15 protein-coding genes and 3 tRNA genes are annotated in these 13,324 nt (G+C 69.0%); 7 read left to right on the forward strand and 11 right to left on the reverse strand.

Annotated elements, in window-relative coordinates; all coding sequences use genetic code 11:
- Positions 1 to 112: 112 nt before the first annotated feature.
- The 4 genes from E1288_RS00490 to E1288_RS00505 all read right to left on the reverse strand — a co-directional run bounded on the left by E1288_RS00490 (position 113) and on the right by E1288_RS00505 (position 3,185).
- Positions 113 to 185 (reverse strand) — tRNA-Arg (locus tag E1288_RS00490).
- Between the two features lie 42 nt (positions 186 to 227).
- Positions 228 to 317 (reverse strand) — tRNA-Ser (locus tag E1288_RS00495).
- Between the two features lie 80 nt (positions 318 to 397).
- Positions 398 to 2,392 carry an acetoacetate--CoA ligase gene (locus E1288_RS00500; protein WP_132479168.1) on the reverse strand — a complete coding sequence of 665 codons (1,995 nt, stop codon included), beginning with the start codon at positions 2,390 to 2,392 and terminating at the stop codon, positions 398 to 400.
- Positions 2,393 to 2,483: 91 nt separating this feature from the next.
- Entirely contained in the window at positions 2,484 to 3,185 is a 702-nt protein-coding gene (locus E1288_RS00505; RefSeq protein WP_132479170.1) for a dienelactone hydrolase family protein, read from the reverse strand.
- Between the two features lie 263 nt (positions 3,186 to 3,448).
- Between E1288_RS00505 and hisC the strand changes: the two genes are divergently transcribed.
- Positions 3,449 to 4,510: a histidinol-phosphate transaminase gene (gene hisC, locus E1288_RS00510; protein ID WP_132479171.1), complete on the forward strand. Its 1,062-nt coding sequence runs from the start codon at positions 3,449 to 3,451 to the stop codon at positions 4,508 to 4,510.
- Positions 4,511 to 4,741: 231 nt separating this feature from the next.
- Here the strand turns inward: hisC and E1288_RS00515 are convergent, their stop codons facing one another.
- From E1288_RS00515 to E1288_RS00525, 3 genes are all read right to left on the reverse strand, one after another.
- Entirely contained in the window at positions 4,742 to 5,224 is a 483-nt protein-coding gene (locus E1288_RS00515; RefSeq protein ID WP_132479173.1) for a hypothetical protein, read from the reverse strand.
- Positions 5,225 to 5,274: 50 nt separating this feature from the next.
- Positions 5,275 to 6,069, reverse strand: coding sequence for a L,D-transpeptidase (locus tag E1288_RS00520; RefSeq protein ID WP_207954098.1), 795 nt, complete (start codon positions 6,067 to 6,069; stop codon positions 5,275 to 5,277).
- 330 nt (positions 6,070 to 6,399) lie between these two features.
- Positions 6,400 to 6,936 (reverse strand): DUF4352 domain-containing protein, encoded by a 537-nt coding sequence (locus E1288_RS00525; RefSeq protein ID WP_165967918.1) that lies wholly within the window; start codon positions 6,934 to 6,936, stop codon positions 6,400 to 6,402.
- A gap of 568 nt (positions 6,937 to 7,504) precedes the next feature.
- Here E1288_RS00525 and E1288_RS00530 point away from each other — a divergent pair.
- A complete protein-coding gene (locus tag E1288_RS00530; RefSeq protein ID WP_207954099.1) occupies positions 7,505 to 7,690 on the forward strand; it encodes a DUF397 domain-containing protein in 186 nt (61 codons plus the stop codon).
- An 80-nt stretch (positions 7,691 to 7,770) separates the two neighbouring features.
- On the opposite strand, the gene E1288_RS00535 is transcribed toward E1288_RS00530, so the two are convergent.
- The 3 genes from E1288_RS00535 to E1288_RS00545 are packed head-to-tail and all read right to left on the reverse strand — an operon-like array spanning position 7,771 to position 9,996.
- Positions 7,771 to 8,541, reverse strand: coding sequence for an ABC transporter permease (locus E1288_RS00535; protein WP_132479177.1), 771 nt, complete (start codon positions 8,539 to 8,541; stop codon positions 7,771 to 7,773).
- Complete coding sequence (locus tag E1288_RS00540) at positions 8,538 to 9,521, reverse strand: ABC transporter ATP-binding protein (RefSeq protein WP_132479179.1); 984 nt, start codon at positions 9,519 to 9,521, stop codon at positions 8,538 to 8,540. Before E1288_RS00540 ends, E1288_RS00535 begins: the two co-directional genes overlap by 4 nt.
- Positions 9,505 to 9,996 carry a MarR family winged helix-turn-helix transcriptional regulator gene (locus E1288_RS00545; RefSeq protein WP_235883240.1) on the reverse strand — a complete coding sequence of 164 codons (492 nt, stop codon included), beginning with the start codon at positions 9,994 to 9,996 and terminating at the stop codon, positions 9,505 to 9,507. The genes E1288_RS00540 and E1288_RS00545 overlap by 17 nt, the downstream gene beginning before the upstream one ends.
- Before the next feature lie 90 nt (positions 9,997 to 10,086).
- Between E1288_RS00545 and E1288_RS00550 the strand changes: the two genes are divergently transcribed.
- The 3 genes from E1288_RS00550 (at position 10,087) to E1288_RS00560 (ending at position 11,161) form a co-directional block, all read left to right on the forward strand.
- Positions 10,087 to 10,554 (forward strand): MarR family winged helix-turn-helix transcriptional regulator, encoded by a 468-nt coding sequence (locus E1288_RS00550; protein ID WP_132479529.1) that lies wholly within the window; start codon positions 10,087 to 10,089, stop codon positions 10,552 to 10,554.
- Between the two features lie 49 nt (positions 10,555 to 10,603).
- Positions 10,604 to 10,688, forward strand: a tRNA-Ser gene (locus E1288_RS00555).
- Positions 10,689 to 10,834: 146 nt separating this feature from the next.
- The gene (locus E1288_RS00560) at positions 10,835 to 11,161 is read left to right on the forward strand and encodes a hypothetical protein (RefSeq protein WP_132479180.1); all 327 of its coding nucleotides are present in this window, start codon (positions 10,835 to 10,837) and stop codon (positions 11,159 to 11,161) included.
- A 24-nt stretch (positions 11,162 to 11,185) separates the two neighbouring features.
- Here E1288_RS00560 and E1288_RS00565 read toward each other — a convergent pair whose 3' ends face one another.
- Positions 11,186 to 11,530 (reverse strand): hypothetical protein, encoded by a 345-nt coding sequence (locus tag E1288_RS00565; RefSeq protein ID WP_132479182.1) that lies wholly within the window; start codon positions 11,528 to 11,530, stop codon positions 11,186 to 11,188.
- A gap of 212 nt (positions 11,531 to 11,742) precedes the next feature.
- On the opposite strand from E1288_RS00565, the gene E1288_RS00570 reads away from it, so the two are divergent.
- Positions 11,743 to 12,627, forward strand: a complete 885-nt coding sequence (locus E1288_RS00570; protein WP_132479184.1) for a dihydrodipicolinate synthase family protein — start codon at positions 11,743 to 11,745, stop codon at positions 12,625 to 12,627.
- A gap of 123 nt (positions 12,628 to 12,750) precedes the next feature.
- On the forward strand, positions 12,751 to 13,287 hold the full coding sequence (locus E1288_RS00575) for a DUF4352 domain-containing protein (RefSeq protein ID WP_132479185.1): 537 nt from the start codon (positions 12,751 to 12,753) through the stop codon (positions 13,285 to 13,287).
- Positions 13,288 to 13,324: the final 37 nt, after the last annotated feature.

Raw genomic sequence — 13,324 nt, forward strand, 5'->3', positions numbered from 1 at the left:
GGCAATTTATCGGCAACCTGGCCCCCGGGCGGCACGCGGCGGCCCAGCCATTCGACCCCTGAAAAACAAGAAACCCCCAGTTCAGGGGGTTTCTTGCTGTCTCGACCAGACGTGCGCCCGAAGGGATTCGAACCCCTAACCTTCTGATCCGTAGTCAGATGCTCTATCCGTTGAGCTACGGGCGCGTCTTCAGTTTTGTGATCTCCACCTGACGGTGGAGGCCACAGCGGAGGCTCCGGGATTTGAACCCGGGAGGGGGCGTAACCCCCAACCGCATTAGCAGTGCGGCGCCATAGACCAGACTAGGCGAAGCCTCCCGGTAACCCTCGCGGCCACCGGAGAAAAGATTACACACCCCTCCGAACGGCCGAAACAGGGGGGTCGGTTTTTCCGTCCGTCACCCGTTCAGGTCGGCACTGAGCTGCACGAACGGGTCCAGGGACGCCGGGTTCTGCAGGGCGTCGCGGCTGACCGCCCGCTCCGGCGGCGTGCCGGCGAGGATCTTCTTCACCGGAACCTCCAGCTTCTTGCCGTTGAGGGTGCGCGGCACCTCGTCGACGACGATGAACCGGTTCGGCACGTGTCGCGGCGAGAGCTCCGCGCGCAGCGCCGCCTTGAGCCGCGGCTTGACCTCGCCCAGCTCGGCGCGCTCGGCCAGCACCAGGAAGCACAGCAGCTCCCCCTCGGCCTCCCCTACACCCGAGGTGTCGATCACCAGCGAGTCGACGATCTCCTCGAAGCCCTCCACCACCCGGTAGAACTCCGCGGTGCCCATCCGGACGCCGCCGCGGTTGAGGGTCGAGTCGCTGCGGCCGTAGATCACGAAGGTGCCGCGGTCGGTGAGCCGCACCCAGTCGCCGTGCCGCCACACCCCTGGGAACACGTCGAAGTACGCCTCGCGCAGCCGGGAGCCATCCGGGTCGTTCCAGAAGAACACCGGCATCGTCGGCATCGGCTTGGTCAGCACCAGCTCGCCGACCTCGTCGTGCAGCTCCCGGCCGTGCTCGTCGTAGGAGGCGACCGCCGCGCCGAGCAGCGCGCAGGAGATCTCGCCCAGCCACACCGGCACATCCGGCGCGGCGCCCACGAACGCGGTGCACAGGTCGGTGCCGCCGGAGACGCTGGCGATCTGCACGTCCTCGCCGACCGCGTCGGCCACCCAGCGGAAGCCGTCGGTGGTCAGCGGCGCCCCGGTCGAGCCGACCGTGCGCAGCGCGGACAGGTCGAAGGCGTCCCCCGGGCGCAGGCCGCGCTTCAGGCAGCTCTGGATGAACGGCGCCGACGTGCCGAAGTAGTCCACCCGGTGCCGGGCCGCCAGTTCCCACAGCGCCGACAGCGACGGGTAGCCCGGGCTGCCGTCGTACAGCACCAGGGTCGCGCCGTTCAGCAGGCCGCCGACCAGGAAGTTCCACATCATCCAGCCGGTCGTGGTAAACCAGAAGAACCGGTCGCCCGGGCCGAGGTCGCAGTGCAGGCCGATGGCCTTGAGGTGCTCCAGCACCATGCCGCCGTGGCCGTGCACGATGCCCTTCGGCAGGCCGGTGGTGCCCGAGGAGTACAGCACCCACAGCGGGTGGTCGAACGGCACCGGGTCGAACTCCAGCGGCGCGCCGCGGTGCCGCGCGAGCAGGTCGTCCCAGCCGATGGCGCCTGGTAGTCCGGCCGCCTCGCCGAGGTAGTCGACCAGCACCGTGTCGACCAGTCCCGGCATCGCCTCGCGCAGTCGATCCACAGTGGATCGAATATCGAAAGTCCTTCCGCCGTAGCAATATCCGTCGACCCCGATCAGCACCTTGGGCTCGATCTGCACGAAGCGGTCCGCGATCGCCCGCGCGCCGAAGTCCGGCGAGCACGACGACCAGGTCGCGCCGAGGCTCGCCGCGGCGAGGAAGGCCACCAGCGTCTCGGGGCAGTTCGGCGCCAACGCCACGACGCGGTCGCCGGCCTGCACGCCCAGCTCCGCGAGGCCCGCCCGCGCGGCGGCCACCCGTGCCCTCAGCTCGCCGTAGGTGATCTCCTCGCCGCGGCCGTCCTCGCGGGCGAAGATCACCGCCAGGTCGTCGTCCGCCTTGCCCGCGCCGTCGCGGAGAGCGTGCTCGGCGTAGTTCAGGGTGGCGCCGGGGAACCACTGCGCGCCGGGCATGACCTCGGCGACCAGGACCTGCTCGGCGCGGTCGTGGAAGCGGACGTCGAAGAACTCCGCCACCGCCGACCAGAAGGCGGTCAGATCCGACACCGACCACTGCCACAGCGCCCGGTAGTCGGCCAGGTCGATGCCGCGTTCGGTGTGCAACCACTCGCGGAACGCGGTCATCCGGCTCGCGGCCACGCGTTCCGGGCTGGGCCGCCACAACAGCTCGGGAACCTGCTCGGGATCGGTGCTCGGTGCCATGGCCTTTCATAACCCACCGAGGCCGGGTTCAGCCAGCCGTCGACGCCGCTGAGCTGCCGGTTCGCACCGGCAGCCCCAGGCGTCACCAGCGTCACCGCAGGTGGAGGTCCAGCCAGTTGCGGGCCCGGCGCCACGCCTCCGCCGCCGCTTCCGCGTCGCGGTCGAAGCGGTGCCCGGCGCCCTCGTAGCGGACCACGTCGCTCACCGCCGGCGCGGCATCGGTGACCTCGCGGAGCTTCTCGACCTCGCCGGCCTCGATCTCGTCGTTGTCGCCGTACAGGCCCAGCCACGGACAGGAAAGCTCGCCGGCGATCTCCACCAGCGGCGGCAGCCCGGCCGACAGCGGTTCGAGGATGCCGTGCCCGCCAACGCTCACCGCAGCACCCACGGTGCGGCTGGCCGCCACCACCAGCGCCGCCGAACCGCCGATGTCGAACCCGATGACGCCCTGCCGGTCGGCCGGCACGCCGCGGTCGGAGAGCCAGAGGAACGACGCGTCGGTGTCGGCCAAGATCGTGTCACCGGAGAGGCGTTGCACCTGGTCAAGCACGTGTTCGTCCGGGTGGTGGTCGTGGAACTCGTCGGTGCCGTCGCGGTGGTAGAGGTGCGGCACGACGGTGAGCCAGCCTTCCTCGGCGAGGGCGCTGCTCAACCGGCGCACCCGCTCCGTGACACCACGGGCCTCGTGCAGGACGACGAGCCCGCCGCGTACCACGGTGTCCGGTTCAGCGATGGTGAGCCGGAGTTGCGTGCCGTCGGTGAGCGCAAGCGTCTCGGTCCGGGTTTGGGTCATGCCGTGCAGGTAATCACGCCGAAGTGAACATGAGTCAACGACTTCAACCGGTCGGACGAGTGAATTCAACGGATGGTCACCAATATGAGGCACCCGATTGGGCCATCCGCAGCACACCCCCATCCGTGAACCTCGTCACGCGCACAACTTGCACAGTCCCCAGCGCTCATCGGCCACTCCCGCTGCACAAAATGACCCGTGCCGCCAAATCCTCGCTCAGGAGCGTTAACGTCCAGGTGACCGACCTGAGCTAGGAGTCGTAAATGACCGTGCGCACTCGTGCCGACCTCGACAAGTTGCCCGCTTATGTCGCGGGTCGCACCATCCCCGGCTCGATCAAGCTCGCCAGCAACGAGGTTTCCGAGGGCCCGCTGCCCAGCGCGGTGGCGGCGATCAACCAGGCCGCCGGCGAGGTGCACCGCTACCCGGACATGGGCGTCGGGCTGCTGACCGAAGCGCTGGCCGCGCGGTTCGACGTGGATCCGGAGCGGATCGCCGTCGGCTGCGGTTCCGTCGCGCTGTGCGAGCAGCTGGTGCAGGCCACCTGCACCGCCGAGGACGAGGTCATCTTCCCGTGGCGGTCGTTCGAGGCCTACCCGATCATCACGCACGTCGTGGGCGCCAAGCAGGTGCGGGTGCCGCTGACCGCCGGGCACGCGCTGGACCTGGAGGCGATGCTCGCCGCGATCACCCCGGCCACCCGGCTGATGTTCGTGTGCACGCCGAACAACCCGACCGGCACGCTGCTGCGGCGGGCCGAGCTGGAGGCGTTCCTGGACCGGGTGCCATCGGACGTGCTGGTGGTGCTCGACGAGGCGTACTTCGAGTTCGTCAGCGACCCGGACGGCCCGGACGGCGTCGAGATCGCGAAGCAGCGCGAGAACGTCGCGTCGATGCGGACCTTCTCCAAGGCCTACGGCCTCGCCGGGCTGCGCGTCGGCTACACCGTCGCGCCGCCGGAGGTCGCGGCCGCGCTGCGGAAGGTGTCCATCCCGTTCAGCGTCAACGCGCTCGCCCAGGTCGCGGCGATCGCTTCGCTGGAGGCGCAGGACGAGCTGCGGAAGCGGTGCGCGAACGTGATCGCCGAGCGGGAGAGGGTGCACCGCGAGCTGGTGGCCATCGGTTACGAGGTGCCCGAAACGCAGGCGAACTTCGTGTGGCTGCCGCTGGGCGAGCGCACCACCGAGTTCAACGAGCACTGCCTGGAGAACCGGGTCGTGGTCCGCGCCTTCGTCGGGGAGGGTGCGCGGGTCACCATCGGTCAGCCGGAGGAGAACGACGCGTTCCTGGCCGCGGCCCGCTCGTTCGGCCGGATCGGCGGCTGACCGGAACTTCCCGGTACGGCTGGAAGAACAGCGGTGGTGCCCGACGAAGAGAGGGGGAGTACTTCGTCGGGCACCACCACCGGGGGTGTGATCGTTTGAGCCGAAACGACCACGTGGAGTGCGTAGTGATCTACGCAGCACCGGAATCTAGTGCTGATCAACCGGAACGGGCCAGCCGACGACTTAGGCATGTACCCATTCGAGTGAAATAAACCAATCGGTCGGATGATCTCAGCCCGTAACGGCGTGGTGCCCGCGGACGGCGACGGGGGTCGGTGCGGTCGGCAGGGGCTTGGCCGTCGGCACCCTCTCGATCGGCCGCGGGGTCGACCCGCCGGGGTCGCAGCCGAGTCCGCCACCGGGGCCACCGGGGTTGCGGACGCCAGGAGAGCCGTTCCCGCCGGGCCCGCCGGGAACGCCCGGCGGGCAGGGCTCAGGGGTGGGGGTGTGCGGCTTCGGCTGCTCGGGGACGGTCGGGTGGTCCACGATCGGCGCGTTGACGCAGTCGTTGGCCTGCGGCGACAGGATCGGCACCACGGCGCCGAGCACCGCGATGTTGTTGCCGCACAGCTGGATCGGCAGCACGCTCAGGTTGTTGTCGTTGCCGATGTTGATGCCGTCGTTGTCGGCGCTGTCCGCGAAGGCCGGCGCGGTGCCGGCCAGGATCCCGGTGCCGGCGGCGAAAATCCCGGCGAGGCAAGCCGTCTTGCGCATACTTCGCACTTCCTTTTCTGTCGTACTTCGGGGGATTCCACCCGCGGCGATCACCGCAGGTGGACGATGGTGCCCAACGGCAGGGTCATGAGCAGCCGAAGCGCGTCGTCGGGGACCCGGACGCATCCATCGCTGCCGGCCTGGCCGAACACCGAGGGGTCGGGCCAGCCGTGCAGCGCGACGGTTCCGGGGCCACCGCCGTAGGTGCTGAAGGTTTCCGAGTGGGTGCCGAGCGGCAGGATGATCGGGCTGAACCGGGTCACCGTCTCCTCGATCGCCGCCATGATGAAGGTCCGGCCGCGCGGCGTCTGGGTGTTCGGCGCGCCGACGCCGACGATCCACTCCCCGACCGGCGCGCCGTCCTTGCGGACCACGAGCCGCCGCGCGTCGATGTCGACGTCCACGACGTAGGGCGACCGCGCCCGCTCGACCTCGCCGCCGGTGCGCACCCAGCCGACCGAACCGTTGGGCCGAGACGGGAGCAGGACCTGCAGCCACGGCCCGCGTTCCGCGATCACCGGCACCCAGGTGGGGTTTTCCAGCTGCGTCGCGGGGAGCTTGGCGAACACGGGACCGCCGGGCGCGGTGTGCACGGCGACGTCCTGCTTGACGCGCAGCACGACGCCCTCGGTTTCCGCGTTCGGCGCGGGATCCTGCGGCGCCTTGGGGAAATCGGCGAAGGTCGTCGCGGCCGCCTCCATGCCGAGGTCGGCCCGCGCCATCGCGGTGGCCGGCTCGATCGGCGACGCGCCGGAGCAACCGGCGAGGCCGAGGCAGAGCGCGCCGAGCGTGGCCGCCGTGGCGACGCGTGCGCGGCGTCTGGTACTTGTTGTGCGCAGCCTCATGATCAGCTCCTGGCCCGTTGGCGTACCTGTTGTCGGCAGCGTCCGGCGATGGCCGGGAAGCCTGCGGCAGCAACCTGATCCGAGAGATCAAGTGCCGCCGGGACGCTAACGTGAGCACCGGGAGCGCCGACGCGGGCTGACAGGTGTCCGATCACCGGCGCGCATAGCCTGATCAGTACAAACGGGCCAGCGCGATCATCAGGTGCGGAGCGTTACTGAAACCAGATCGCACGATCGTGTCCGGTTTTTACCTCTACTGAGCGACAAAAAGGCCGGGTTGTCCGCGTCGAGGGGCGACTCGGACAACCCGGCCCAGGGGGCCTCGCGGCGTCACTTCCAGGTGGCGAGCATGCCCAGCGGCTTGCTGTCGACGTCGGTCGGCGAGTACTCGACCTTCAGGCCGGTGGCGTCTGCCGGCACGTCGTAGATGATCTGGCCGGTCTCGGCCTTGCCCTTGTCGGTGAGCAGCTTGATGAACGAACCGGAGATCTCCATCGAGGCGATGGCCGGCTCGTACCGGTTGCCGTTGGCGTCGACGAGGACGAACTCGTCCTCGCTGACGTTGCCCGCGACGCCCTTGGCCAGTTCCGCCGACGCGTCGATGACGACGTACTTGCCCTTCTCCGGCTCGAAGTCCGCCTTGCCGGTGAAGTCGGTCGGCGCACCGATGGTCAGCTTCAGCTGGGTGCCCTTGTCGGTGGAAACCGTGGCCGCCTGCCCGAAGGAAACGCTCTGCGGACCAGTGGATTCGGACTCGCCGCCGCTCTCGGTGCTGCTGCTCGACGAGGAGGACTTGGTGTCCCCTCCGTCGGACGTGCTCGGCTTCGAACCGATACCGCAACCGGACAGGGTGATCAACAGCGCCACGGATAACGGCGCAATCAGCCTCTTCAATTTTCCTCGCTAGCACGAAAAGTACTTCAGGCCTACTCCAACGCGCGGAACCTTCCCACAAGCACCCAGACGGAACAATCGGAATGACAAATGTCCTATAGGACACTTGGGCTGAACTCCGGATCCGTTGCCCGGAGCGCCCCGAAAGCACCGCCATGACCAGGGTCTACGCCGCCGAGTCCGGCCACCACGGGCCGGGCGATATCGATCCCCGTATCTGAACTGTGGCCTACCTCATGCGACTGTCGTGAGTGCGCAACCAAGCCAGAACCCGCTTTACCACTCACGACCACACCTGGGGCGCGGTCGAAGGCATCGAGCCGGATTCGGATGGCTGCAGGACGCACCGCTCCACGACATCGGCCACGGCGCTCCCGACGACCCGCCAGCCGTCTATCCGGAGTACGCCGGTGGCGGTTCGCGGGTGGAGAATGTGAGCGACGTTAAACAATTTCGCGGACATGTTCGCCGAGATCGCTGGATCGGCGCTCAGCGCCGAGAAGCCGGCCGAACTGATCCGCGCACAGGCGAAGGCATGGGGATGAACAACCTGAAGTGGCGCAAGAGCAGGGGAAGCGGCACGAACAACTGCGTCGAGTTGGCCATCGGCGAGTCAGCGACGCACATCCGCGACACCAAGGACCGCGACGGCGGCACGCTGCGCGTGCACCAGCACGCCTGGGCCGGGTTCCTCGGCGACGTCAAGGCCGGCCGCTTCGACCGGTGATGGGTGGAGTGAACGGCCTGTTCACCTCGCCTATCGAGGCAAACAGGCCGTTCACTCCACACCGCCCCCACCCGCAGCCGTCAGTCCAGGGCTCGGCGGAGGAAGAACTTGATGCCGAGGGCCCCGAAGAGCGCCGTGGCGATCAGCAGAGCCAGGACGCAGACCCACAGCGGCATGTGCGGCACCTCCGGGAGGAGGGCTCCTCGCATGCCTTCGCTGACGTAGGTAAGCGGGTTGATCGCGCACAGGACCTGGAACCAGCGCAGGTGTTCCAGCTGCGCCCACGGGAACTGCGTCGCCCCGGTGAACATCAGCGGCGCCAGGATCACCGCGAACATGATGTTGATGCGCCGCGGCGGCACCGCCGCGCCGACCGTCAGGCCGACCGCCGCGCCGGCGAGCGAGCCCAGCACCATGCACAGCAGCGCGAACGCCAGGCCGGCCAGGTTCCAGCCGATCTCGCCCAGCATCACCATGCCGATCGGCACCATCAGCACCGCCGCGAACAGCCCGCGCAGCGCGCCGAAGAGCATCTTCTCCACCGCCACCCAGCTGATCGGCAGCGGCGCGAGCAGCCGGTCCTCGATCTCCCGGGAGAACGAGAAGTCCAGCACCAGCGGGAAGGACGTGTTCTGCAGCGACACCAGGAACGCGTTGAGCGCGATCATGCCCGGCAGCAGGATCTGCGCGTAGCCGGGCTGGGCGTAGCCGAGCTCGCTGAGCACCTTGCCGAAGATGAACAGCAGCGCCACCGGCTGCACCAGCACCTGCGCCAGGAAGCTCGGCAGCTCCCGACCGGTCACGAAGACGTCGCGGCCCAGGACCGCCGTGAACGCGCGAACCGGACTCATCGCAGCTCCCTCCCGGTCAGATCGATGAACACGTCCTCCAGCGTCGCCGAACCCAGCGACAGGTCGCTGACCGAAACCCGCTGCTCGTGCAGGGTTTGCGCGACCGGCCCGAGCAGCGCCGCGGGCTCCTCGCCCACGTAGAGCCGCAGCCGCAGCTCCGCCGCCCCGTCCGCGGCGGTGCCGGCGCCGACCTGCTCGACCCGCTGCACTCCATCCACATTGGACAGCAGCTCGGCGACCCCGGCCGGATCGTGGCCGTCGGACCGCAGCGTGGCGTCCACCGTGCCGCTGCCGGGGAGTGACTTGATCAGCGCCTCCGGGGTGTCCAGCGTCAGCAGCTTGCCGTGGTCGACCACGCCGACCCGGTCCGACAGCTTCTCCGCCTCGTCCATGTCGTGCGTGGTGAGCACCACCGTCACGCCCTCGGCGCGCAGGTCGTTGATCCGGTCGTGGACGAACAGCCGGGCCTGCGGGTCGAGTCCGGTGGACGGCTCGTCCAGGAACAGCACCTCCGGCTTGTGGATCAGCGCGCGGGCGATCATCAGCCGCTGCGCCTGCCCGCCGGAGAGGTCGTCGACGCGGGCCTTCGCCTTCTCCGCCAAGCCCATCCGGTCGAGCAGCTCGTCGGCGAGCCGCTTCCGCTCACCGCGGGAGACCCCGTGGTACGCGGCGTGCCAGATGAGGTTCTGCCGGGCGTTGAGCGACCGGTCCAGGTTCACCCGCTGCGGCACGACCGCGACCTTGCTGCGGGCCGCGACCGGGTCGGCCGCCACGTCGACGCCCGCGACGCGCGCCGTCCCGCTGGTCAGCAGCACCCTGGTGGTCAGGATGCCGACGGTGGTCGTCTTGCCCGCGCCGTTCGGGCCCAGCAGCCCGAAGATCTCGCCCGCCTCCACCTCGAAGCTGAGCCCGTCCACCGCATTGCCCTTGGCCTTCGGATACCGCTTGACCAGGTCGGTCACTTCAACCGCTGTGGTCACATCCGCCTTCTTCCTCGCTCAGTTCGCCGAGGATCGCGAGCAGGTACTTCCGGACCACCGCCGCTTCCGCCGGGTCGGTCCTCGGCTCGATCCGCCGGAACTCCGCGCTGACGCCCCGCCACGCGGCATCCAGCGCCGCCCGCCCCGCCGGCGTGATGCGCAGCCGGACCACGCGCCGGTCGGCCGTGTCTCGCCGCCGGGTCAGCAGCCCGTCGGACTCCAGGGCGTCGATGACCGGCGTCAGCGTCGCCGGTCGCACCCAGCAGCGCTGGGCGACCTCGCGATGCGTCGGTTCGTCCTGCTCGTCGATCGTGGTCAGCGCCATCAGCGCCGTCTTGCTCAGGTCGGTGCTCTGGGCCACGGCTCGCTCCCAGTGGTGCGCCAGCCGCCGGCCGGCCAGGCCCACCAGCCGGGTCAGCGGCATGCGCTGCGGATCTTGTTCCAGGAAGCCGGGCACGGATTCGATCGTACTCACGCCGAATGGTTCGGAAGCAAATTGTTTTTTCTCGACCCGAATCACCTCCGCCGACCACGAACCTCCCGGTAGCCTTGCCGCGTGACCGAGATGACCGAGCAGCGCACCAAGTGGCTGGACGACTGCGAGATGGCATCCTGGCGGTCCTACATCGTCGGCAGCGCGCTGCTGGACTACCGCCTCAACCGCGAGCTGCAGCTCACGCACGGGCTCTCGATCGCGGACTACGAGATCCTGGTCTGCCTGTCCGAACAGCCCGACCTGCGAATGCGGATGAGCGAGCTGGCCATGGAGGTCGCGCACTCCAAGAGCCGGATCTCGCACCAGATCCGCCGCCTGGAAGCGGCCGAGCTGGTGCGCCGCGACGAATGCCCCAACGACGGCCGCGGTGTGCTCGCGGTGCTCACCGACAAGGGCATGACGAAACTGCGCGAAGCGGCACCAGCGCACGTCGAGGGCGTCCGGGAGCACATGATCGACCTGCTGGAGCCCCACGAGCTGAAGGTCCTGGCGGGGGTTTTCCAGCGTCTGACGGCACACCTGAGAACCCTCGACTGACCCGGACCGGCTGTAGGAAGATCACGTCCGGTTGGCTACGCTGCGGCGTGGAAGCGTGGCAGAGCGGCCGAATGCACTCGCCTTGAAAGCGAGCGTCGCGAGAGCGACCGGGGGTTCGAATCCCCCCGCTTCCGCTCCTCTGACCAGCACGAACAGAGCCCGGTGAGGATCTCTCTGCCGGGCTCTGTTCGTGCTGGTCTCATTCTTGGTCTCAACCGTCGGCCATGGGACTTGCCGGATGACTGACAGCGGGCGGCTGCTGCGGGCATCATCCTCGGCCATGGAGGTCCAAGAGTTCGACGACAGGCGCGTGTGCCGCGACAATGATCGTCCCACCTACATGGTCGAGCTGTGGTCGTGGGAAGTGCGGGACGACGCTTCCCGCCGCGGCCTGGTGTGCGATACCCGCGTGCTGATCGGGTGTGACGCGCTGGAGGCGCTGTCGTGGTGCCGCGAAAACCAGCCGAACCCCGGTTGCTTCGTGCTCTACGCCGGCACCTGGACGAACACCGGCCACCTGGAACGGCTGCGGCTCACGGGCCGGGCCCCGCAGTCGACGACGGGAGATCCGCGAAGCGGTGCCGTCAGCTACCTCGCCGCCGAGTGAGCGAGAGCCGCCTTGGACCGGCTGCTAGGAGCGGTGGGCGAGTTTTCGGGCGTCGGCCAATGTCGAGCTGCTGTACGAGCCCGCGGCGAGGCGGTGTTGGAGGCTGCGCAGCCAGGCTTCCGCCGTCTGACGGCTGCCGCCCGCGCTGGATGTCGCTATCAACGCGGGGAAGGCGACGCAGAAGCAGGCCTGTTGCCAGAACTGGATCGTCTCCGGCGCTAGCTGCGCGAACAGTCCTCCGATCGTCACCGCGAACCAGGCTGCTCCGGCCAGCAGCGCCGCGGCCATCCCGATCCACAGCCAGCGGCGGGCTTTGAGGTAAGCGCGGGCGGCTTCTCCCAGGGCCGCCTCGGCGTTGTTGATCGACATCCGGCGAGTCTGGCACGCCGGATGCCCGCGTGTACCCGGATCGCACGGATGCGCCCCAGAAGTCCTTTGTGGACTATCCGGCCGGTTCGGTGCGACGACGTGTGGGCCCCAAAGTGGCATCTCAGATGAGTTGTTGAATGGCTCTTTGGAGAGGCCACTTCTTGCGGCAGGCTGGGGATCGGTCGTCCGCACGCCGAAAGGAAACGTCCGCCATGTTCACCGGCCTGAGCGCCTTCCCACTCACCCCCACCAGCGAAGACGGCATCGACGAACGCGGCTTCGCGAACCTCGTCGCCCGGCTTTCCGCGGCGGGCGTCGACTCGATCGGCGCGCTCGGCTCGACCGGCGGCTACGCCTACCTCACTCGCGAGGAGCGCGCCCGCGCCGCGCGGATCGCCGTCGACGCCGCTGGTGGCGTGCCCGTCATGGTCGGCATCGGCGCGCTGCGCACCTCCCAGGTCCGCGCGCACGCCGAGGACGCCCAGAACGCCGGAGCGTCCGCGGTGCTGCTCGCGCCGGCGTCCTACCAGCCGCTCAACGACGACGAGGTCTTCGGACTCTTCGAGGACGTCAGCCGCGAGCTGAGCGTTCCGCTGTGCGTGTACGACAACCCCGGCACCACGCACTTCACGTTCAGCGACGAGCTGCACGGGCGCATCGCCGCGCTGCCGAACGTCGCCGCGGTGAAGATCCCGGGCATCCCCGCCGACCAGGCGCGCGAGCGGATCGCCACGCTCCGCGGCAAGCTCCCCCGGGACGTCGCCGTCGGCGTCAGCGGCGACCAGTTCGCCGCCGGCGGCCTGAACGGGGGCGCCGACCTGTGGTTCAGCGTCCTCGGCGGGCTGCTGCCCGAGCACTGCCTCGCCATCACCCGCGCCGCGGCCGACGGCGACAGCGGCAAGGCCACCGCGCTGTCCGACCAACTGAGTCCTTTGTGGACCTTGTTCCGGCAGTACGGCAGCATTCGCGTGGTCTCCGCCGCAGCGGAACACCTCGGCCTCATCACCGGCCCGAACCTGCCCCGGCCGCTGCGCGGGCTCGACCCGGCCGCCCGGAAAGAGGTCGCCGCGGTGCTCGATCAGATCCTCGCCGAATAGCGCGAACGGGCATCTCCGGTTCAGTTCAAATGAATTCCGGATCAGTTAGTTGATCTTGTTGTTGCGGGTGCCCGCGACTGGCACCATGCCAACGTTCGCATTCGTTCGAACTGATGAGGAAAAGTGCAGAAACTGATCGCCCCGCTTTCCGCTTTGCTGCTGATGGGCCTGGTCGGCTGCGGAAGCGGGGAGGCCCCCGACGCGGCGGCGCCCGCGGAAGGCACCCTCGAGGCGGCCGCAGAGCCCCAGCAACCCGCGGAACAACTGCCATCGGAGGCCGCTTTCGGGGAAAAGGCCGGCGCGACCAACGACGGCAGCCAATTCGCGATCACCGCTAGCGCGCCGAAGGACTTCACCGAATTCTCGGAAGCGCCGGTGGAAGGCAAGTACGTCGTCGTCGACGTCCAGTCGGAACTCCTCGGCGGCGACGGCGGGGCTGTGGCGGCGACGTCGTTCATGCTGGCCGACGCCTCCGGCACCGAGTACCCCAACGCCGCGCCCAACGGCACCGACATGGCCGGGATGCTGTTCGCGACGCTGCTGTCCAAGGGCGACACCGGAAGCGGCAAGGTCGTGTTCGACGTCCCCGCCGACGCAACCGGATTCGTGCTGAAGTACCAGCCGATCGGGGCGACCGAGGCCATCGCCACCTGGCGCTGACGCACCAGCGGCGATCGGAGCGGGCGTCGGTTTTAGT

Origin of the sequence: Saccharopolyspora elongata, from assembly GCF_004348985.1 — a bacterium.
Lineage (GTDB): Bacteria > Actinomycetota > Actinomycetes > Mycobacteriales > Pseudonocardiaceae > Saccharopolyspora > Saccharopolyspora elongata.

Excerpts from the sequence above, each read along its gene's own strand:
- E1288_RS00565 (WP_132479182.1), bottom strand. The coding sequence starts at position 11,530 with ATGTCGATCAACAACGCCGAGGCGGCCCTGGGAGAAGCCGCCCGCGCT.
- E1288_RS00520 (WP_207954098.1), bottom strand. The coding sequence starts at position 6,069 with ATGAGGCTGCGCACAACAAGTACCAGACGCCGCGCACGCGTCGCCACG.
- E1288_RS00500 (WP_132479168.1), bottom strand. The coding sequence starts at position 2,392 with ATGGCACCGAGCACCGATCCCGAGCAGGTTCCCGAGCTGTTGTGGCGG.
- E1288_RS00515 (WP_132479173.1), bottom strand. The coding sequence starts at position 5,224 with ATGCGCAAGACGGCTTGCCTCGCCGGGATTTTCGCCGCCGGCACCGGG.
- E1288_RS00550 (WP_132479529.1), top strand. The coding sequence starts at position 10,087 with ATGACCGAGCAGCGCACCAAGTGGCTGGACGACTGCGAGATGGCATCC.
- E1288_RS00530 (WP_207954099.1), top strand. The coding sequence starts at position 7,505 with ATGAACAACCTGAAGTGGCGCAAGAGCAGGGGAAGCGGCACGAACAAC.
- hisC (WP_132479171.1), top strand. The coding sequence starts at position 3,449 with ATGACCGTGCGCACTCGTGCCGACCTCGACAAGTTGCCCGCTTATGTC.
- E1288_RS00535 (WP_132479177.1), bottom strand. The coding sequence starts at position 8,541 with ATGAGTCCGGTTCGCGCGTTCACGGCGGTCCTGGGCCGCGACGTCTTC.
- E1288_RS00560 (WP_132479180.1), top strand. The coding sequence starts at position 10,835 with ATGGAGGTCCAAGAGTTCGACGACAGGCGCGTGTGCCGCGACAATGAT.
- E1288_RS00570 (WP_132479184.1), top strand. The coding sequence starts at position 11,743 with ATGTTCACCGGCCTGAGCGCCTTCCCACTCACCCCCACCAGCGAAGAC.
- E1288_RS00505 (WP_132479170.1), bottom strand. The coding sequence starts at position 3,185 with ATGACCCAAACCCGGACCGAGACGCTTGCGCTCACCGACGGCACGCAA.